Genomic DNA, 18,516 nt, shown 5'->3' on the forward strand with positions numbered 1-18,516 from the left:
CACCGAGATCCTCCCGTGACCCAGACTTCCCGCCCTCTTCGTGCCTGCGTCGTCACCCTGCTCGGTTGGGCGGCCAGCTCGGCCGTGCTCGCCGCCGGCGCCACCACGACATTCCGCAGTCTCGAAGCCGAGTCCGGCACGCTGGTCAACGGCGCGCGCGTGGTGTCGTTGACTTCCGCACCCACCACCCGCTTCGCCAGCCCCGAGCTCGAAGCCTCGGGCCATGCCTACGTCGCGCTCACCGCCACCGGCCAGGAGGTGTGGTGGACCAACACCACCGGCAAGCCGATCAGCTTCATCAACGTGCGCGCCAGCATCCCGGACGCGGCGGCCGGCGGCGGCATCACCGCGACGCTCAACCTCTACGTCAACGGCGTGTTCCGCCAGCGCCTGAACCTGAACTCGCGCCAGAGCTGGATCTATGAAGGCGCGGAGTACCAGGCCAGCGACCAGAACCCCGCGAGAGGCCGGCCGCGCGCCTTCTACGACGAGGCCTCCGCCTTTGTCGTGGGCGAGCCGATCGGCCCCGGCAGCACCTTCTCGCTCAAGCGCGACGCCGACAACACCGCGGCCTTCTACAACATCGACGTCGTCGACGTCGAGAACCCGCCGGCGCCGCTGCCTCAGCCGGCGAACTCGATCTCCATCACCAGCTGCGGCGCCGTGGCCGACACGGTGCCCACCAACGGCGCGGGCAACCCGCAGGCGCGCGACAGCACCGCTGCCATCCAGAACTGCATCAACCAGGCGCAAGCCCAGCGCAAGACGCTGTGGGTCCCGCCCGGCATCTTCTATCTGAAGGGCAGCGACGGCCTGGTCGGCAACGGCGTGACCATCGAAGGCGCGGGCATGTGGTACAGCACCATCTACCGCGACGTGCCGCTGCCCTACACCCGCGGCGGGCTGGGCGCGCTGTTCCAGCTCACCTCCGCGACGGTGCGCAACCTGCACCTGGACTCCAACGCGCGCAGCCGCGAACCCATCGACGGCGCCGGCGGTGCGATGGACATCACCGGCACCAACTGGCTGGCCGAGAAGCTGTGGACGCAGCACGTGCTCTCGGGCTTCTGGGCCTCCGGCACCGGCGGTGTCGTGCGCGACAACCGGCTCACCTCGATCTGGGCCGATGGCTGCAACCTGAACAACGTGTCGATGGGCGCCACCGTCGGCAACAACCTGACGGCCACCAACAACTTCGTGCGCGGCACCGGCGACGACGCGATGGCGATCAACTCGGTGAACTACAACGACACCGGCAGCGGCCGCGTGTTCTACACCGCGATGGCCAACGCCACGCTGAGCAACAACACGCTGATCGGCGCTTGGAACGGCAAGGGGCTGGGCATCTACGGCGGCAGCGGTCATCGCGTGATCGACAACCACGTCGCCGACACGGCGCGCTACATCGGCCTGGGGCTGGGCCGCTTCGGCGTCAATGGCAGCGACCTGCACAGCTCGCGCATCACCGGCAATCGCGTCGAGCGCGCCGGCGGCAACGGCTTCGATCAAGGCCAGCCTGCCTTGCAGATCGGCAACGGCGGCGACGGGCAGAACGTGGGCGTGGTCGACGACCTCTACGTGGCTGGCAACACCGTCGTCGGCGCGCTGTACGACGGCATCGGCTTCTCCGCCGCGAGCAACATCGTGCTGGAGCACAACACGGTGGTCGCGCCCTGGCGCAACGGCATCGTCGTGCAACCCCCGTTCTACCCGGCACCGAGCGGCAGCGCACGCATCACCGCGAATGCGGTGCAGACGCTGGTCAGCGGCGCCCAGCCGTTCATCAACAACGCCGGCGGCTTCCGTGCCACGCTGAGCGAGAACAGCTGGCAGCTCGGCCGCAGTGCCAGCGCCTTCCGCGGCCAGCCGGTCTCCCTGCCGGGCACGTTGCAGGCGGCGAACTACGACAACGGCGGCGCGACGCTGGGGTACAGCCTGCTGACGGTCAACGGCACGGCCAACGGCTACCGGCCCGATGGCATCGACCTGGAGCAGACTTCGGACGAAGGCGGCGGCTACAACGTCGGATGGACCGGCAGCGGCCAGTGGTTCCGCTATACGGTGAACGTGCCGAGCGCCGGCAACTACACGGCCAGCTTCCGCGTGGCCTCGCCCTCGGGCGCGGTGCGCGCGCTCCATCTGGCCGATGCGTCAGGCCGCAGCCTGGTCGGCGACATCGACGTGCCGGCGACCGGCGGCTGGCAGAACTGGACCACCGTCACCGCGAACGTGCGGCTGGCCGCGGGTCCTCAAGTGCTGACCGTGTTCCAGGACGCTCCCGGCTGGAACCTGCGCCGCGTCACATTCGCGCCGCGCTGAATCAGGGCGAGCTGCTGGAGGACGCGACGCGTTTCCGGCCTGACCGCCTGGCCGGGGCGCAGTCGGCGCAGCGCCCATACAGCGTCAGCTCATGACGCGCCACGGTGAAGCCTTCCGGCACCAGCTGCGCCATGTCGCCCGGACAGGCATGCACGTCGAAGACGCGGCCGCACTCCGTGCACTGGAAGTGATGGTGGTGGTCGTGGTGCGCCGACTCGTAGCGGGGACTGTCCCCGGGTAGCGACACGGACTGGATCTCGCCCGCCTCCAGCAACTGCTTCAGGTTGCGATAGACCGTCGCCAGCGACAGTCCCGGCACCTCGCCTTGCGCCGCGTCCAGCACTTCCTGCGGCGACAGCGGGCGACCCGCGTCGTCGATCACGGTCCGGATGGCACTGCGCTGTCGGGTCGAACGTTCCATGGGGGTTAAGCAGCGGGCGATCAGAGCACCGCGAAAGCAGGTCGAAGAGGCTCGCGCATTCTGTCATGCTGCTATATTGCGAATGCGTTCGCATTAGCATCAGAAGGCTGGCGAACGGGAAATCTTCCGTCTGGAGCCGCCCATGTCCGTCGCCGCCGCCGCTGCTGTAGCCATCCCTCGTCGCCTGCCCGCCACCGTGCTCTCCGGTTTCCTCGGCGCCGGCAAGACGACCCTGCTCAACCAGGTGCTCCGCCACCGCGGACCGCTGCGTGTCGCGGTGATCGTCAACGACATGAGCGAGCTCAACGTCGATGCCGATCTCGTCCGCGACGGCGCAGAACGCGCCGGCGTAGGCCTGTCGCGCACCGACGAGGCGATGGTCGAGATGAGCAACGGCTGCATCTGCTGCACCCTGCGGGACGACCTGCTGCAGGAGGTCGGCCGGCTCGCCCGCGAGGGTCGCTTCGACTACCTGCTGATCGAGTCGACCGGCATCTCCGAGCCGATGCCGATCGCGGCCACCTTCGATTTCGTCGATGAACACGGGCAGGGGCTGCGCGAGCTCGCGCGCATCGACACGATGGTCACGGTCGTCGACGCGCTCAATCTGCTGAACGACTATGCGAGCGAAGACTTCCTCGCGCAGCGCGACAGCGGCGTCGATCCGCAGGACGGTCGCCGGCTCGTCGAGCTGCTGGTCGAGCAGATCGAGTTCGCCAACGTCGTCGTCGTGAGCAAGACGGACCTGGTCGACGCCGCGCGGCTCGCGCAGGTTCATGCCGTGATCAAGGCGCTCAACCCGGGCGCGCGCATCGTCGACGCGCGCCACGGCGACGTGCCGATCGGGGAGTTGCTCGGAACCGGTCTCTTCGATCTGGAACAGGCCGAGTCGCAGCCGCGATGGATCCAGGCGCTGGAGGGTCACGACCATTCGGAGGCCGATGCCTACGGCCTCGCGAGCTTCGTCTACCGCGCCGATCGGCCCTTCGACGCGGAGCGCCTGCACACGCTGATCGCGAATCCGTGGCCCGGTCTGCTGCGCTTCAAGGGATACGTGTGGCTGGCGAGCCGACTGGACTGGCTCGCCTGCCTGTCCGGCGCCGGGCGCGGCCATCAGCTCGATCCGGTCGGCCGGTGGAGCGTTCCGCTCGGCGAGCGCGGCCAGGAGCTGGTGCTCATCGGCCAGGACCTCGACATCCCCACGCTGACCCGCGCGCTCGACGCCTGTCTGACCTCGACCACCGCGCCCGCCGGCACCGATCCCTGGCCGGCGTGGGACCTTGCCGCCCCTCAAGAAGGAACCCACTGAGATGATCACGAAGAAGAACTTCCGCCGCTTCCACGCCGTCGCACTGGCGGCCGGCCTGATGATGGCCGGCGCCGCGCAGGCGCACGGCGACAAGCATGAGCACGGCGTCGTGCACCTGGACGTCGCGATCGAGGGCGACACGCTGGCGATCCAGCTGGAGTCGCCGCTGGACAGCGTGCTGGGCTTCGAGCGCCAGCCGCGCACGCCGGCGGAACGTCAGTCGGTCGAACGGATGCTCGCCACGCTGCGCGGCGGCGCGGTGCTCTTCACGCCGGATGCGCGCGGCCAGTGCCGGTTCGAGGAGGCGCAGCTCGAGTCCGGCCTGATCGCCGGCCCGTCCACCGACAGCGCCGCGAACAAGTCGGAGCACCTCGACGTCGACGTCAGCTATCGCTTCCGCTGCGCCGCGGCGAGCGACATGACGACGCTCTCGCATCAGCTGTTCGCGCTCTTCCCGCGCATCCAGCGCATCGACGCGCAGGTCGCGACACCGAAGGGTCAATCCCGCCAGGTGCTCAAGCGCCCGGCCGGGACGCTGTCCCTTGGCGGCTGACGATGGCGATGACGACAACAGCAGCGACGGCAACGGCAAGCTCGACGACGACAACGACGCTGCCCGTCCTCGAGGCCCGGGACCTGACTTTCCGCTGGCCGCGCGCCACGCGGGATTGCCTGGACATCGCGTCGCTGCGCGTCGACCCGGGCGAGGCCGTGTTCCTGCGGGGGCCCAGCGGCTCGGGCAAGAGCACGCTGCTGTCGCTGATCGCCGGCGTCGTCACGCCGCGCGCGGGCCGGTTGAAGCTGCTCGGTCATGAGCTCTCGACCTGTTCCGGCCGGCAGCGCGACCAGCTGCGCGCCGATCACGTCGGCTTCATCTTCCAGCAGTTCAACCTGCTGCCCTACCGCTCGGCGCTGGACAACGTGCTGCTGACCTGCGAGTTCTCGCGTCGCCGGGCCGCGCTGGCCGTCCAGCCGCGGGAACGCGCGCAGGAGCTGCTCCGGCGCATGGGCCTCGGGCCCGAGCTGATCGCGCGACGGGCGAGCGAGCTGTCCGTCGGCCAGCAGCAGCGCGTGGCCGCGGCGCGCGCGCTCATCGGGCATCCCGACCTGGTGATCGCCGATGAGCCGACCTCGGCGCTCGACGACGCGCATCGCGACGCCTTCATGCTCATCCTGCGCGAGGTCTGCGCCGAGTCCGGAAGCGCGCTGCTCTTCGTGAGCCACGATACGCGGCTCGCCGCGCGCTTCCCGCGCTGCCTCGACCTGCCGGCGCTGCAGCGCGGCTCGGCGCGCGTCGAGGAGGCGGCGGCATGAAGGCGCTCGTCCGTCTCGCGGCGCAGAGCGCCTGGAACCGCCGCTTCGTGCTGTCGCTCGTGGTGCTGTCGATCGCGCTGTCGACCTTGCTGCTGCTGGGCATCGCCCGGCTGCGCGAGGACGTCCGCAAGAACTTCGCGCAATCGGTCTCCGGCACCGACCTGATCGTCGGCGCCCGCACCGGCTCGGTCCAGCTGCTGCTGTATTCGGTCTTCCGCATCGGCGGCGCGACCAACAACATCCAATGGTCCAGCGTGCAATCGCTCGCGCGGCTGCCCGGGGTGGACTGGGTCGTGCCGATCTCGCTGGGCGACTCGCACCGCGGCTTCCCGGTCGTGGCGACGACGGGGGACTACTTCCGCCGCTTCCGGTACGGCGAAGCGCAAGCACTGGCGCTGGCCGAGGGCCGTGCCTTCGACGATGCGCCCACTGCATCTGCCTCTGCATCTGCTTCGGCCAATGCCAGCGCCAACGCCAACGCCAACGCAGCGGATCGGCCGCAGGGTCTGCCGCCCGATCTCTTCGGCGTGGTACTGGGCGCCGATGTCGCCGCCTCGCTGGACTACCGGATCGGCGACAAGGTCGTGCTCAGCCACGGCGACGGTGCGCTCGCGGCCAACGACCACGCCGACAAACCCTTCCACGTCATCGGCGTGCTGAAGCGCACCGGCACGCCGGTGGACCGGTCCCTGCACATCAGCCTCGCGGCGATGGAGGCCATCCACCTCGACTGGGTCGCGGGCGCCCCGATCCCCGGGCAGGCCGTCAGCCTGGACGCGCTGGCCGGGCAAGACCTGACGCCGCATCAGGTGACGGCCGCGCTGGTCGGTCTGAAGCGGCGCACGGCGGTGTTCTCGACGCAGCGGCGCATCAACGACTTCGCCGGAGAACCGCTGATGGCGATCCTGCCCGGCGTGGCGCTGGACGAGCTGTGGGACGTGGTCGCCCTCGGCGAGCGCAGCCTGACCTTGATGAGCGCGCTGGTCGCGGCGGTGAGCCTGTGCGGGCTGGTCGCGGTCATCCTGGCCGGACTCAACGAACGCCGCCGCGAGCTCGCCATCCTGCGTGCCGTCGGCGCCAACCCGGCGCGGATCTTCAGCCTGCTCGCGGTCGAGGGCATGCTGGTCACGGTCTGCGGTGTCGTGCTGGGCGCCGCGTCGTGCCTGCTGCTGATCGCGGGGCTGGGCCCGTGGGTGCAGCTGCACTTCGGCATCGGTCTCAGCGCGGGACCGCCGACCTTGGCGGAGTGGCAGCTGCTGGGCGTCATCACCGCGCTGGGATGGGCGGCGAGCCTGCTGCCCGGACTGCGCGCCTATGCCCTGTCGCTCAGCGACGGTCTTTCTCCGAAGGTCTGACATGACGTCCCTGCCCACCCTCGCTGTCCCTGCTGCCCCCGCTGTCGCCATGCGCGCGCCCGTCGGCGGCGCCATCGGTGCCGCGCTGGCAGCGTTCGCTGCCCTCGCCATGTTGGTTGCGCTCGCGGTCGCGCTGCCGATCTCCTCGGCCTGTGCTGCGCCCCCTACGCCGGCGGCACCGGTGCCGCCGGCTGCTCAGGCGGCCAGCGCACCCGCGTCGGGCTATCGCGAGCTCACCTGGATCCAGCTCGTTCCACCGGGCTGGGATCCGATGAAGCGCTTCCGCGATGTCGGCATCGGGCGCCTGAGCGACAACAGCCCGCGCACCGCGGCCCTGATGGCGGACCTGCGCGACGAGCTCGACAACGCGCCGCTGGTGGAGACCCTGCAGGACACGCCGGTGCGGCTGCCCGGCTACGTCGTGCCGCTGCAGACGGATCGCGACGGGGTGCGGGAGTTCCTGCTGGTGCCGTACTTCGGCGCCTGCATCCACATGCCGCCGCCGCCTGCGAACCAGATCATCCTGGTGAAGCTCGCCCAGCCGTCCAAGCAGCTGCGTTCGATGGACACGGTGTGGGCCAGCGGCGTGATGCGCCTGGACCGGCAGCCCAGCGACATGGGGGTGAGCGGCTACCGCCTCGACGCCGCGAGCGTCGAGCCCTACCGGAACAAGCCGCGTTGATCGAGCGGATCATGCCGTCCCGCTTCCGGCCCTGGTGGATCGCGTCGGGCCTCATTGCGGCGCTCGCGATCGGGATCCCCGCGGGCGTGCTGCTGAACCGGACCGACCCGTCCCAGGCGATCGCTTCCGCCCCGCTCGCCGGCGATCCCTTGCCGGCCGATGTATCGACGCTCGAATGGACCGAGCTGATGCCCGCGGGCTGGGATCCGCGGCCGCATGCGGGTCAGGCCGGCGGCAACGACATCGCCCGGCTCGCGGACGACGATCCCGTCGCCCGGCAGATGATGAGCGACATGAGGGAATCCTTCGAGCACGCGCCGGTGCGCCCCGAGCTCGACAGCCGCCGCGTGCGCATCCGCGGCTACGCAGTGCCGGTGGGCGTGGGCTGGGGCGGCACCGATGAGTTCCTGCTGGTGCCCTCGTTCGGCGCCTGCATCCACAGCCCGCCGCCGCCGCCCAACCAGATCGTCTACGTGAAGGCGCCCGCGAAGATCGACGGCCTTCGCGCCATGTCCGTCGTGACGGTCATCGGCAGGCTCGAGGTACACGCCATCAGTTCAGCGCTCGCGACCAGCGGGTATCGGCTGGTTCCGGAGTCGGTGCGCGTGGAGCGTTGAGGCAACGCAGCGCAAGCAGGCCGCGATCGGCGATCAGTTCGCGGCAGGTGGACGCGTGTTCACCGCCAACTGAGCCGCGAAGGCTCGTCGGTACGCCGGTCGCGCCTCGCCGCGGGCGACGTAGGCGGCCACGCGCGGCAACTCGTCGAGGAGGCCCGTCGAGCGCAGTCGCAGCAGGACATGCACCATCATCAGGTCGCCCGCGCTGAAGGCGCCGTCCAGCCAATCGGCGTCGCCCAGCCGTTCCGACAGCTGATGCAGTCGCGTGCGCACACGTGCTTCCAGCGTGGGAAGGCGGGTCGCGTACCCCGGCTGGTCACGCTCGAACAAGCGGGCCATCGTCAACTCCAGGATGGGCGGCTCCAAGGTGTTCACTGCGGCGAACATCCAGGAGACGGCGCGCGACCGTGCGTTGGCGTCGTCGGGCAGCAGGCCTGGATGACGGTGGCCGATGTGAAGCACGATCGCGCCGGTCTCGAAGAGCGTCAGATCGCCTTCTTCGTAGGTGGGGATCTGGCCGAACGGATGGAGCGCGAGATGCGCCGGCTCCTTCATGGCCTGGAACGATACGAGTCGGACGTCGTAAGGCAGGCCCGCTTCTTCCAGCGCCCAGCGGACGCGCACGTCGCGCGCCAGGCCCTTGCCGCCGTCGGGAGAGCGGTCGAAGGCGGTGATGGTGATGGTCATGGTGTCGCTCCTCGCTGGATCAGCGTACACAGGAACGACGAACGACCGCCACCGGATTCGACACGCCCCAGGCGGGCGTGTCGATGGCTCAAGCGATCAGACCGCTTGCGCCGACTTGCGGCGACGGCTGGCGCCGATCGCGAGTGCCAGGCCGAGGCCGGCCAGCGCGAGCGAGCCCGGCTCCGGCACGTTGGCCGCGACGGTGCGCAGGTTGTCGATCAGCACGTAGTCCGTGGAACCGGCGCTGGTCAGCTTGAACGAGCCGATGGTGCTGCCGTTGCCGTTGGCACCGATGAAGCCGGCGTAGCCGCTGCTCGAGGTCTGCGCCGCGATGTTCAGCGTCGACAGCAGCACGTTCTGGAGGTCGAAGACCTGCATGGTCCACGCCTGGTCGGCCGCGCCCCAGTTGAAGCCGAACGCCGACACCGCGGTGGCGAAGCTGAAGGTCAGCGTGCCGCCGTTGTTGTAGTTGGTCACGTAGCGGCCGGAGGTCGCGTAGGAACCGGAATAGATGCTGTCCACGGCCAGGCCGTTGGCCGTCGACGTCGAGATCGTCACGCCGCCGAAATCACGCGAAGTGAAGTTGCCTGTGGCTGCGTTGTTGAAATCGATGACGCTCGCGCCGGCCAGCGCCGGCACGTTGCTGGCGGTCAGCAGGGTGGGGGCGGCCTGGGCGGCGCCGACGGTCGCGAGCAGGGCCGCGATCGTTCCAACGAAGGGGTTGATTTTCATTTTGGGAACTCGATGGGAGGTGTCGTCACGACGGGCCGCCGCGACGTGCACTCATCTTGGCGGCGACACGCAACCCACGATCCGTCCCGGCCCCCGTGCCCAAGGGGGCGCACATCGCGCGATTCGAGCGCGGCGTGCGCAGTCGTGAATTAGTTCCCAGTCCCCGGACGACCGCTCACCGGACCGGCAGCCCTTCCGCCTTCAACGCGGCTCGCACCGCCGGCCGCTGGATCATCCGTTCCATGAATTTCTGGATTGCCGCATACGGCGACATGTCGATGTTCACGCGCACCGGCCAGCGCAGCACGTTGTACAGGTAGGCATCGACGACCGAGAACGCCTCGCCCAGCACGTAGTCGTTGCGGGACAGGTGCTGGTCGACGTAGGCGAAGCGGCTGGCCAGGTTGCCCTCGGCGAAACGGGCCTTCGACTCCGCATCGACGAAGGGCGAGAACATCACCGCCATGCCCTTGTGCAGATCGGTCGCCACGTAATTCAGCCACTGCATGGCCCGATAGCGATCACGCGTCCCGAAGGCGGGCAGCAGACCGAACGCCGGATGCTGGTCCGCGATCCACTGCAGGAGCACGGCGCCCTCCGTGATGACATCGCCGTCGTCCAGCTTCAGCGCGGGAATCATCCCCTTCGCGCTGACCTCGAAGTAGTCGCCTTCAACGGTGGTCTTCGTGGCGAAGTCGACCTTCACCAGTTCGAATGCCTGACCTGTTTCTCGCAGCGCGATCTGTGAAGCGAGGGCGCAGGAGCCGGGGGAGAAATAGAGCTTCATGGGCAATGGACTCGTCAGGTGAATGAAGGGGAATCACGTGACGGTCAGTCTATGAAGACGCATCGATGCGACTAATGGGCACGAAGCGAATTGATCGTTCAGCCGGTTGAACAATCACGCCCAATGAAACGATGACTTGCAGGCCGCGCCGTATCGACGATCCGGCGGATTTCCTACGATTCCGATCGTCAGTTGCAAGCCATTCGACTGTCGATTCCGGTCAATCAATCGGTCAATCAATCAATCAATCAAAGGAAATCCAATGAAAGTCGCCATCTTCATCTTCTCGGACGCCAACGGTGGCGAAGAGGCCCTGGGCCGTCTGTTCAACGGCCTGGCCACCGCCTACGACTTCAAGCAGCGCAAGACGGAAGTGGCGATCTACTTCCAAGGCACGGGCACCCGCTGGGCCGGCGTCGTGAAGCAGCCGGACCATCCGGTGCACGGCCTGTTCGCCGCCGTCGAGGACAAGGTCGCCGGCGTGTCCTGCGGTTGTGCCGACGTGTTCGGTGCGCGCGACGCGGCGATCAAGAACGGCTTCGACCTGATCTCCGTCAACAAGGTGCCCGGCACGTCCGGCCTGCCGAGCATCGGTGAACTGATCTCGGACGGCTACACGGTCCTGACCTTCTGAGCGGTCAGGCTGACATCGGGAAAGTCATCGGTTCATCGCGACAGCCGCTCCGCGCGCAGTCGCTCCGCCAGCAGTTCGATGAAGTGGCGGACCTTGGATGAACCGAACCGGCTCTCCCGGTGGAGCAGATGGATGGGCACGGTATCGCTGGCGAAGGCCGTCAACACCGGCGTGAGCGAACCGCCGTCCATCTTCTCCCTCACCTGATAGGTCGGCAGATAGACGATCCCCAGGCCGAGTTCCGCCGCAGCGATCGCCGCATCGCTGCCGGTGAAGCCGCAGGCCGGCTTGAGCTTGACGGGCATCGGCGACTGCCGCGAACCGAATTTCCAGACCACCTGCTGGGCCGCCACGTCGATCGCGAGGGTCCGGTGCTTGTGGAGATCCGTGGGATGTTGAGGAACACCGTGACGCGACAGGTAATCGGGGGAGGCGCAGGCCGTCCTGCCCACCTCGCCGACCTTGAGCGCCTTCATGCCGGAATCCGGGAGCTGACCGATGCGGATCGCGACGTCGAATCCCTCGTCGATGAGGTTGACGGTGCGGTCCACGAAGGTCGCCGCCACCGTCATCTCGGGGTACCGCCGCAGGTAGTCCGCGATGCCGGGCACGACGAACAGGCGACCGAAGAGGACCGGCGCCGTCACCCGCAGGTGGCCGCGCGTCACCACGTTCGCGTCGGAGGCCGCGGCTTCCGCGTCGGCGATCAGACGGAGCAGGGTGCGGGCGTCTTCGAGGTAGCGCCGGCCCGCCTCGCTCAGCGTGACGCGCCGCGTGTGCCGCACGAGCAGCGCGACCCTGCGACGGCGCTCCAGGGTCTGGATCGCCCGTGTCACCGCGGCCGCCGACAGGTCCAGCGTGCGAGCCGCGCCGGCGAAGCTGAGGCCGTCGCAGACGGCGACGAACACCGTCATCAGATAGATGTCGTCCACGGCGGGCTCTCCAGATTCCTCGCGCCCCGCGTGAAGGCGCCCTTCGTTCCGTTTCCACCCAGGAGCACACCATGAATGCCGCCGGATCCTCCAGCCGTTTCCATGAGGGCGAGCTGATCGCCCAGCGCAACGCCAATGAGTCCGACATGGCCGCGCGGAACGGTGCGAACGTATCGACGCACATCGTGCGCGGCGCGTTGCCCTTCGTGCGTCAGCAGAAGACCGTGTACATCGGCAGCGTCGACATCGACGGCCGTGTCTGGGCGTCCCTCCTGATCGGGGAACCGGGCTTCCTGAATCCCAGCGACGATGCGACCACCTTGACCATCGATCTGTCGAAGGTCGCGCGTCAGCCGCATGACCCGTTGTGGGAGAACCTGCGGCTCGACGCCCGGATGGGCTTCCTGCTGCTGGACCTGCAGACGCGCAAGCGCCTGAAGGTCAACGGCGACGCCCATCTGGACGGCGACCGCCTGGTCGTCGACGTCACCGAATCTGTGCCGATCTGCCCGCGCTACATCCAGCGCCGCACGATCGCGCTGAGCGATCCCGGCAGTCAACCGGTGCCGACCGGTCTGCAGCAAGGCAGCGGCATCGGCGACGCGCAGCGTGAGTTGATTGCGCGGGCGGACACCTTCTTCCTCGCCTCGGTCCACGAGACCCACGGCGCCGACGCCTCGCACCGCGGCGGCCCGCCGGGATTCGTGCAGATCCTGCCCGGCAACGTGCTGAGGATCCCCGACTACAACGGGAACAGCATGTTCAACAGCTTTGGCAACTTCCTGCTGAATCCGCAGGCGGGGCTGGTGTTCCCCGACTACGAGCATCGCCGGCTGCTGCAGCTGAATGGCACGGTGGCGATGTTCTGGGATCAGCCCGATCCTGCAGGCGTCACCGGCGGCACCGGCCGGTTCTGGGAATTCACGATCGAGCGCTGGATCGAGACCGCGCTGCCCGAAACGCTCGACGTCCGCTTCGTCGACGCCTCCCCTTTCCTGCCTCAAGGAGTCTGATCCATGTTGCTGCGCGTGCTCCAGACCGAAGCGCTGACCCCGTCCATCCGTCTGATCCGGTTGGGTCGGCCGGACAAGGCCCCGCTGCCGGGCTTCCACCCCGGTGCACATGTCGAGCTGGGCCTGTCGCTGGGCGACGGCGTCACGTATCGCAAGTACTCGCTGGTCTCCGACGGCGAGGACGCGTCGACCTACGAGATCGCCGTCAAGCGCGCCGCGCATGGGCGCGGCGGCTCCGTGTTCATGCACGACGGCCTGTCCGTGGGAGACGAGCTGGACGTGTCTCCGCCGATCAATGAATTCGGCATTGCTCCGACCGGCTCGCACCATGTGCTCATCGCTGGCGGCGTCGGCATCACGCCGATGCTCGGCATCGCGGCGCGGCTGAAGCGATCCGGGGCCTCGTACGAGTTGCACTACTCGGCCGGGAGCGCCGCCGACATGGCGTTCCTCGACCGCGTGAAGCAGGACCATGCGGAGCAGGTCCAGCTGTACTTCACGCGCGGCGAAGGCGCCCGGCGCATGGACCTCGCCGCACTGCTGGAGCGCCACCAGGGTCAGGTCGACACCCACCTGTATGTCTGCGGTCCCGGGTCGCTGATCGACGCGGTCCGCCTGGCCGGGGAGGCTCGCGGCGTGAACCGGCGGCGGATCCACTTCGAGAGCTTCGGTCCGAGCTGGAACGCGACGGACGGTCCGGTCCGCGTCGCGATGTCGGAGTCCGCGATCGAGCTGGAGGTCGCGCCCGGCACCACGCTGCTCGATGCCATGGAAGCCGCCGGCGCGTGGATACCTTCCGATTGCAAGCGCGGTGAATGCGGCGCGTGCATCGCCAGCTACAGCGGGGGGCGGCCGATCCACCGGGACAACTGCCTCACCGAGGAACAGCGCACGCATTCGCTGTGCCCCTGCGTGTCCTGGGCCTCCTCCGACGAGGTCCTGACGCTGCAACTCTGACGCCATGCTCAGACGGCGCCTGGCCGCGACAGGTGTCGCACCAGGACGTCGACGAATGCGCGGACCTTGGCGGAGGTCCCGCCGAGGTCGACGTGAACGACGTGGATGGGCCAGGGTTCCTCTTCATGGTCCGCCAGCACGATCTCCAGCCGGCGCTCGGCCAGCAGTGACGCCGCCTGGTAGTGGAACAGCCGCGTGATGCCGGCACCCAGCGACGCGGCCCTGACGGCCGCGTCGTTGCTGGTGACGGTCAGCGCCGGGTTCACGCGCACGCTCACCGGGCCCGACGCCGTCTGGAAGGCCCAGTCGGGATCCGGGGACACGTTCTGCGCCGCGATGATGACGTGATCCGCCAGCTCTGCGGGGTGGCCAGGACGGCCGCGCGCGGCCAGGTAGTCGGGCGAGGCGCAGAGCACCCGCCGCATCGAGCCGACCGGAATGGCCTGCACGTCGGGGAGGGGCGCGCCGCCGATGCGCACGGCGACGTCCACGCCCTCCTCGACCAGGTCCACGACGCGGTCGAGGAAGTAGCCGGACACGGTCATCGCCGGGAACTGCGCGAGGTAGGTCGCGATGCACGGCATCACATGCGAGACGCCGAACATCGCCGGCGCCGTCACGTTCAGGTGGCCGCGCAGGACGCTCTGCGTGCCGCTGGCCGATTCATGGGCCTCGCTGACCTTGGCGAGGATGATGCGGACGTCGTCCAGGTAGCGTTGACCGACGTCGGTCAGGCGCACGCTGCGCGTGGTCCTCAGGACGAGCTTGACGCCCAGGCGCTCCTCCAGACCCGCGATGGCGCGGGAGATCGTGGCCGGCGAGGTGCCCAGACGCCGCGCCGCGGCGGCGAAGTTCTGCTCCTCGGCGACCGCCACGAAGGCGCCCATGGCATGCATGCGATCCATGGTCGACGCCTCAGCGAGTGGTGGCCTGGCGAGGCTGACCGGTGACCGGCCGCGGCAGGAAGTTCTCGAGCGCCAGGTTGAAGCGCCCGGGCGATTCGAGATACGGCAGGTGGCCGCAGTCCTCGAGCACGACGGAGGCGCAGTCGGGGATCAGCGCCTGCAGCTCGTCGTGGCAGTACGCGGGCACGAGGCCGTCCTTCCCGCCGCGCAGCAGCAGCGTGGGGCACCGGACGCCCGTGACCTCGGGGCGCTGGTCGGCGTCCATGATCTGCTGGAACAGCGCCCGGATGTACGGACCGTCCAGGGTCTCCAGCGATCGCATGAATCCTCGATGGATACGGCTGTCCTCGGGGACCGCCATTTGCGTGAGCAGGCGCCTCGCCCAGTCGATCTTGCCCTCGTCGCCGCGCAGCAGTTCGTCATAGAGGGCGAAGCGGGCGGCCTCGTCCGATGGCGAGAGGTGCAGGAAGGCGTTGACCGCGATCATCGCGTTCACCCGGTCGGGCGATCGGGCGGCAAGCTGGAGTCCGACCCGTGCGCCTTTCGAGAGGCCGCACACGGCGGCCCGGTCGATGCCCAGATGATCGAGCAGCGCCTCGACCACTTCGCCGAAGTCGAGGAACGCGATCTCCTTTCCCTCCGACTTGCCATGCCCCGGCAGGTCGAGGCAGATCACGCGCTGGCGGGACGCGAAGTGCTGGCGCTGGTAGGTCCAGTTGAGCGCGTTGCCGCCCAGGCCGTGGAGGAACAGCAGGGCGTCGCCCTCGCCGTCGTCGGTGAAATGGAACTGGTGCCCATCGTGCGGGAAGAACATGGGATCTCCGGTCTCAGTGCATCAGCGGGTGTCGGGCGAGGAGCTCGGCGATCCACTCGACGAACACGCGCAGCTTGGCCGACAGATGCCGGTTCTGCGGATAGACCACGTGGATGGGCAGCGGGTCGCTGGCCCATTCCTCGAGGATGGGGACGAAGCGGCCTTGCGCGATCAGCGGCGCCATCAGGAAGTCCGCCATCTGCACGATGCCGAGTCCGGCGAGACCCGCCGCCGTGTAGGCGCCGCTGTCGTTCAACGCGATGACACCGGGCAGGGAGACCTGGATGCGTTGGTCGCCGCGGGTGAAGTCCCAGTCGAACATGCGGCCAGTGCGCGCGCCGAAGTAGTTCACGCACTGGTGATGGGTCAGCTCATCGGGATGCAGTGGCCGGCCGTGGCGTTCGAGATAGGCGGGCGAGGCGCAGGTCATGTACCGCATCAGGCCGATGCGGCGCGCGATCAGGCTGGAGTCGTCGAGGTCCCCGGCGCGTACGGCGCAGTCCACACCTTCCTCGATCAGGTCGACGGAGCGGTCGCTGCAGCCCAGCTCCAGTCGGATGTCGGGATACAGCGCGCGGAACGCCGGCAGCGCGGGAATGATCACCTCGCTGGCCAGGCCGGTGGGCGCGTCGATGCGCAGGCGTCCCGAGGGACTGCGGCGGGTGCGGGTCAGGGCCTCTTCGGCGTCGCGTACGTCGGCGAGGATGCGCAGGCAGTGCTCGTAGTAGGTCGCGCCTTCGGCGGTGACGCTGACCTGGCGGGTCGTCCGGTGCAGCAGCCTGGTCGACAACGCGGCTTCCAGCGACTGGATGAGCGTGGACACGGTGGCCTTGGGCAGCTGCATGTGGTCGGCGGCGCGGGTGAACCCGCCGGCATCGACCACCTGGACGAACACCTCCATCGCTTGGAACTTGTTCATGCCGCATCGTCGCCCGCGACGCTGTGCGCGGGAATGCGCGACCCACGAAAGACTCAATTTCCAAATGCGGAAAGATGGGTCGGCGAACAGGCTCCTCAGGGGCGCGTCGGCATCGCCGTGGCGCCTGGCTTGGACAGCTGTCCGGCCTTGATCCTCCAGCCGGACGCGTCCTTGACGACGACGAGCAGCAGGGCGTTGGCGGGCTCCACGCGCTTGCCGTCCTTGCCAAGGAAACCCGCGCGCAACAGCACGACTGCCGCCGAATCCGAGATGCCGGAGGTGACGACATCGCTGGCCGCCAGGGTGGTGCGCCTGGCCCATGACCCATGCGCGGTCTGGAGGTCGGCGACGATCTGCGTCCGTCCCGACAGCCGGGTCTCGACGACTGGCACCCACTCGGCGTCGTCGGTGAACAGGTCGTTGAAGGTCGAGGCCTCGTGGGAATTCCATGCCTCGATGAAGGCCTGGGCAACGTCGGCGGGCTGCGCCGGCGCGGCGACCGCGGCTGCGCCCAGCGTGGCGGCCATGGCGAGTACGGTGATGCGTGAGAGAGCGTGCACGTCGGCTCCTTGCCTGATCGGGGGAAGAGCCGCGAGCGTATGCGGCCGCGGGTGAAGGCGATATCCCTCGTTGGCGCGGTCCCGACGCCGCTAGGCGAGCACGCAGTGCGCGACCGCGCCGAAGTGCAGGGCGCTGCCGGCCACGACGAACAGGTGCCAGATGCCGTGGGCATGGCGGCTGCAGCCGGGATTGGCGAAGAAGTAGGTGCCGGCGGTATACGCGCCCGCGCCGGCGACGAACAGCGTCACGCAGGCCACCGGCAGTGCCTGGAGCGCGGGGATGCACACCATGGTCGCCAGCCATCCGATCGCCAGGTACACCTTGAGCATCGGTCGTTCGATGTCGCCCCACACCGTACGGCGGATGCCCCACAGCGCCACGAGCCACACAGTCGCCAAGGCCACCCAGCGCAACCAGCCGTCTCCGGTCAGGACCGCGAACGGCGTCATCGTCCCGGCGATCAGCAGGAAGATGGCGCAATGGTCCAGGCGGACCCACAGGCGCTGTTGCCGGCCGCGGGTGCTGTGGCAGAGCGTGGAGGCGGCGAACAGCGCGATGAGCGCCGCGCCGAAGACGCAGACGACGGCGACGCGCCGCCCGCTGCCCGTGTCCAGCGCCTGAAGCGCCAGCCACGCGACGGCGGGGAGGGCGGCCAGCAGTCCCAGGAAATGGGTGCCGGCGTTCAAGCGTTCGCCTGGGTACATGACCGTCTTCAGCGTCAAGAGAGGGCCCAGCGTAGCCAGCTCATGTGACATCCCTGCGCGTCCGTGGCTTGCGCGACGCACGGCTAAAGTGCCGAAGCACACCGCGTCGCCTGGCGACGCCGCCCGTCACTGCCTCCACGGACCTCAGCCATGATCACCTGCCACCTCCGCTACGTCCTCGATCCGTTCAAGCTCAAGGAGTTCGAGCATTACGGGAAGCTCTGGATCCCGCTGGTCAGGAAGTTCGGCGGCGTGCACCACGGCTACCTGCTGCCCTCCGAAGGCGCGAACGACATCGCGCTGGCGTCGTTCTCGTTTCCGTCGCTGGCGGCTTACGAGGAGTACCGGATCAAGTCCTTCGACGATCCGGAATGCCAGGCTGCCTTCCGATACGCCGAGGAGACGCGTTGCATCCTCCGCTACGAACGCAGCTTCTTCCGGCCGGTGTTCGAGTGAAGGCGGCGGGGCCGCCCCGCGCTCAGGTCGGAATCACGAACGCCCGCAGCTCGACCATCAGCCCGTCGCGGAAGCGCCAGACGTCGGCATAGGCGTTCTGGATCGGCTGGCCGTCGTCGCCTTTGCTCTCGATGGTTCCCAGCGCGACGACGAGGTCCCGCTCCGCCACCAGGTCGGTCACCGTGAACGAGGGCGCCTCGGCGTAGCCGGTCGACATCCATTCGCGCACGGCGTTCTTGCCGTTGAGCGTGTCCTCGCCGACCGTGGTCCAGGTGATGTCCTCGGCGCAGTACGCCAGGAATCCCTCGGTATCGCCGCGCGTGATGGCGGCATTGGCGGCCGTCAGGGCGGCCTTGTTGCGCTCGGACATGGAAGCTCCTTGGTGAAGATGCGCTTCA

Annotated in this window: 22 protein-coding genes; 11 read left to right on the forward strand and 11 right to left on the reverse strand. The window is 68.7% G+C overall.

Annotation, left to right across the window (positions count from 1 at the left end; genetic code table 11):
- Positions 1 to 15 precede the first annotated feature (15 nt).
- A complete protein-coding gene (locus VF536_RS10875; protein ID WP_331614865.1) occupies positions 16 to 2,319 on the forward strand; it encodes a carbohydrate-binding protein in 2,304 nt (767 codons plus the stop codon).
- Between the two features lies 1 nt (position 2,320).
- Here VF536_RS10875 and VF536_RS10880 read toward each other — a convergent pair whose 3' ends face one another.
- Positions 2,321 to 2,740, reverse strand: coding sequence for a transcriptional repressor (locus VF536_RS10880; protein WP_331614866.1), 420 nt, complete (start codon positions 2,738 to 2,740; stop codon positions 2,321 to 2,323).
- Positions 2,741 to 2,882: 142 nt separating this feature from the next.
- Here VF536_RS10880 and VF536_RS10885 point away from each other — a divergent pair, with 142 nt between their 5' ends.
- The 6 genes from VF536_RS10885 to VF536_RS10910 are packed head-to-tail and all read left to right on the forward strand — an operon-like array spanning position 2,883 to position 8,017.
- The gene (locus VF536_RS10885) at positions 2,883 to 4,049 is read left to right on the forward strand and encodes a GTP-binding protein (RefSeq protein WP_331614867.1); all 1,167 of its coding nucleotides are present in this window, start codon (positions 2,883 to 2,885) and stop codon (positions 4,047 to 4,049) included.
- Position 4,050: 1 nt separating this feature from the next.
- On the forward strand, positions 4,051 to 4,602 hold the full coding sequence (locus tag VF536_RS10890) for a DUF2796 domain-containing protein (protein WP_331614868.1): 552 nt from the start codon (positions 4,051 to 4,053) through the stop codon (positions 4,600 to 4,602).
- Between the two features lie 8 nt (positions 4,603 to 4,610).
- Positions 4,611 to 5,363 (forward strand): ABC transporter ATP-binding protein, encoded by a 753-nt coding sequence (locus tag VF536_RS10895; RefSeq protein ID WP_331614869.1) that lies wholly within the window; start codon positions 4,611 to 4,613, stop codon positions 5,361 to 5,363.
- Positions 5,360 to 6,718 carry an ABC transporter permease gene (locus VF536_RS10900; RefSeq protein WP_331614870.1) on the forward strand — a complete coding sequence of 453 codons (1,359 nt, stop codon included), beginning with the start codon at positions 5,360 to 5,362 and terminating at the stop codon, positions 6,716 to 6,718. Before VF536_RS10895 ends, VF536_RS10900 begins: the two co-directional genes overlap by 4 nt.
- A 49-nt stretch (positions 6,719 to 6,767) precedes the next feature.
- Positions 6,768 to 7,400, forward strand: a complete 633-nt coding sequence (locus VF536_RS10905) for a DUF3299 domain-containing protein (protein ID WP_331614871.1) — start codon at positions 6,768 to 6,770, stop codon at positions 7,398 to 7,400.
- A gap of 11 nt (positions 7,401 to 7,411) precedes the next feature.
- Positions 7,412 to 8,017: a DUF3299 domain-containing protein gene (locus VF536_RS10910; RefSeq protein ID WP_331614872.1), complete on the forward strand. Its 606-nt coding sequence runs from the start codon at positions 7,412 to 7,414 to the stop codon at positions 8,015 to 8,017.
- A 33-nt stretch (positions 8,018 to 8,050) separates the two neighbouring features.
- Here the strand turns inward: VF536_RS10910 and VF536_RS10915 are convergent, their stop codons facing one another.
- From VF536_RS10915 to gstA, 3 genes are all read right to left on the reverse strand, one after another.
- Positions 8,051 to 8,704, reverse strand: a complete 654-nt coding sequence (locus VF536_RS10915; protein ID WP_331614873.1) for a glutathione S-transferase family protein — start codon at positions 8,702 to 8,704, stop codon at positions 8,051 to 8,053.
- A gap of 96 nt (positions 8,705 to 8,800) precedes the next feature.
- Positions 8,801 to 9,436 (reverse strand): PEP-CTERM sorting domain-containing protein, encoded by a 636-nt coding sequence (locus VF536_RS10920; protein WP_331614874.1) that lies wholly within the window; start codon positions 9,434 to 9,436, stop codon positions 8,801 to 8,803.
- 175 nt (positions 9,437 to 9,611) lie between these two features.
- Positions 9,612 to 10,223, reverse strand: a complete 612-nt coding sequence (gene gstA, locus VF536_RS10925) for a glutathione transferase GstA (protein ID WP_331614875.1) — start codon at positions 10,221 to 10,223, stop codon at positions 9,612 to 9,614.
- A gap of 262 nt (positions 10,224 to 10,485) precedes the next feature.
- Here gstA and VF536_RS10930 point away from each other — a divergent pair, with 262 nt between their 5' ends.
- On the forward strand, positions 10,486 to 10,857 hold the full coding sequence (locus tag VF536_RS10930; RefSeq protein WP_331614876.1) for a DsrE family protein: 372 nt from the start codon (positions 10,486 to 10,488) through the stop codon (positions 10,855 to 10,857).
- 32 nt (positions 10,858 to 10,889) lie between these two features.
- Here the strand turns inward: VF536_RS10930 and VF536_RS10935 are convergent, their stop codons facing one another.
- On the reverse strand, positions 10,890 to 11,789 hold the full coding sequence (locus VF536_RS10935; RefSeq protein ID WP_331614877.1) for a LysR family transcriptional regulator: 900 nt from the start codon (positions 11,787 to 11,789) through the stop codon (positions 10,890 to 10,892).
- A 71-nt stretch (positions 11,790 to 11,860) separates the two neighbouring features.
- On the opposite strand from VF536_RS10935, the gene VF536_RS10940 reads away from it, so the two are divergent.
- Positions 11,861 to 12,802, forward strand: a complete 942-nt coding sequence (locus tag VF536_RS10940; protein ID WP_331614878.1) for a pyridoxamine 5'-phosphate oxidase family protein — start codon at positions 11,861 to 11,863, stop codon at positions 12,800 to 12,802.
- 3 nt (positions 12,803 to 12,805) lie between these two features.
- On the forward strand, positions 12,806 to 13,759 hold the full coding sequence (locus VF536_RS10945; protein ID WP_331614879.1) for a PDR/VanB family oxidoreductase: 954 nt from the start codon (positions 12,806 to 12,808) through the stop codon (positions 13,757 to 13,759).
- Between the two features lie 8 nt (positions 13,760 to 13,767).
- Here the strand turns inward: VF536_RS10945 and VF536_RS10950 are convergent, their stop codons facing one another.
- The 5 genes from VF536_RS10950 to trhA form a co-directional block, all read right to left on the reverse strand.
- Positions 13,768 to 14,664: a LysR family transcriptional regulator gene (locus VF536_RS10950; RefSeq protein ID WP_331614880.1), complete on the reverse strand. Its 897-nt coding sequence runs from the start codon at positions 14,662 to 14,664 to the stop codon at positions 13,768 to 13,770.
- 10 nt (positions 14,665 to 14,674) lie between these two features.
- Positions 14,675 to 15,478, reverse strand: a complete 804-nt coding sequence (locus VF536_RS10955; RefSeq protein WP_331614881.1) for an alpha/beta hydrolase — start codon at positions 15,476 to 15,478, stop codon at positions 14,675 to 14,677.
- Between the two features lie 13 nt (positions 15,479 to 15,491).
- Positions 15,492 to 16,397, reverse strand: a complete 906-nt coding sequence (locus VF536_RS10960) for a LysR family transcriptional regulator (RefSeq protein ID WP_331614882.1) — start codon at positions 16,395 to 16,397, stop codon at positions 15,492 to 15,494.
- Between the two features lie 95 nt (positions 16,398 to 16,492).
- Complete coding sequence (locus VF536_RS10965; protein WP_331614883.1) at positions 16,493 to 16,957, reverse strand: SgcJ/EcaC family oxidoreductase; 465 nt, start codon at positions 16,955 to 16,957, stop codon at positions 16,493 to 16,495.
- A gap of 90 nt (positions 16,958 to 17,047) precedes the next feature.
- Entirely contained in the window at positions 17,048 to 17,662 is a 615-nt protein-coding gene (gene trhA, locus VF536_RS10970) for a PAQR family membrane homeostasis protein TrhA (RefSeq protein ID WP_331614884.1), read from the reverse strand.
- Between the two features lie 150 nt (positions 17,663 to 17,812).
- On the opposite strand from trhA, the gene VF536_RS10975 reads away from it, so the two are divergent.
- Entirely contained in the window at positions 17,813 to 18,118 is a 306-nt protein-coding gene (locus VF536_RS10975; protein ID WP_331614885.1) for an NIPSNAP family protein, read from the forward strand.
- 22 nt (positions 18,119 to 18,140) lie between these two features.
- Here the strand turns inward: VF536_RS10975 and VF536_RS10980 are convergent, their stop codons facing one another.
- Positions 18,141 to 18,488 carry a nuclear transport factor 2 family protein gene (locus VF536_RS10980; protein ID WP_331614886.1) on the reverse strand — a complete coding sequence of 116 codons (348 nt, stop codon included), beginning with the start codon at positions 18,486 to 18,488 and terminating at the stop codon, positions 18,141 to 18,143.
- Positions 18,489 to 18,516 lie beyond the last annotated feature (28 nt).

This window comes from Roseateles sp., from assembly GCF_036486225.1.
Taxonomy (GTDB): domain Bacteria; phylum Pseudomonadota; class Gammaproteobacteria; order Burkholderiales; family Burkholderiaceae_C; genus Roseateles.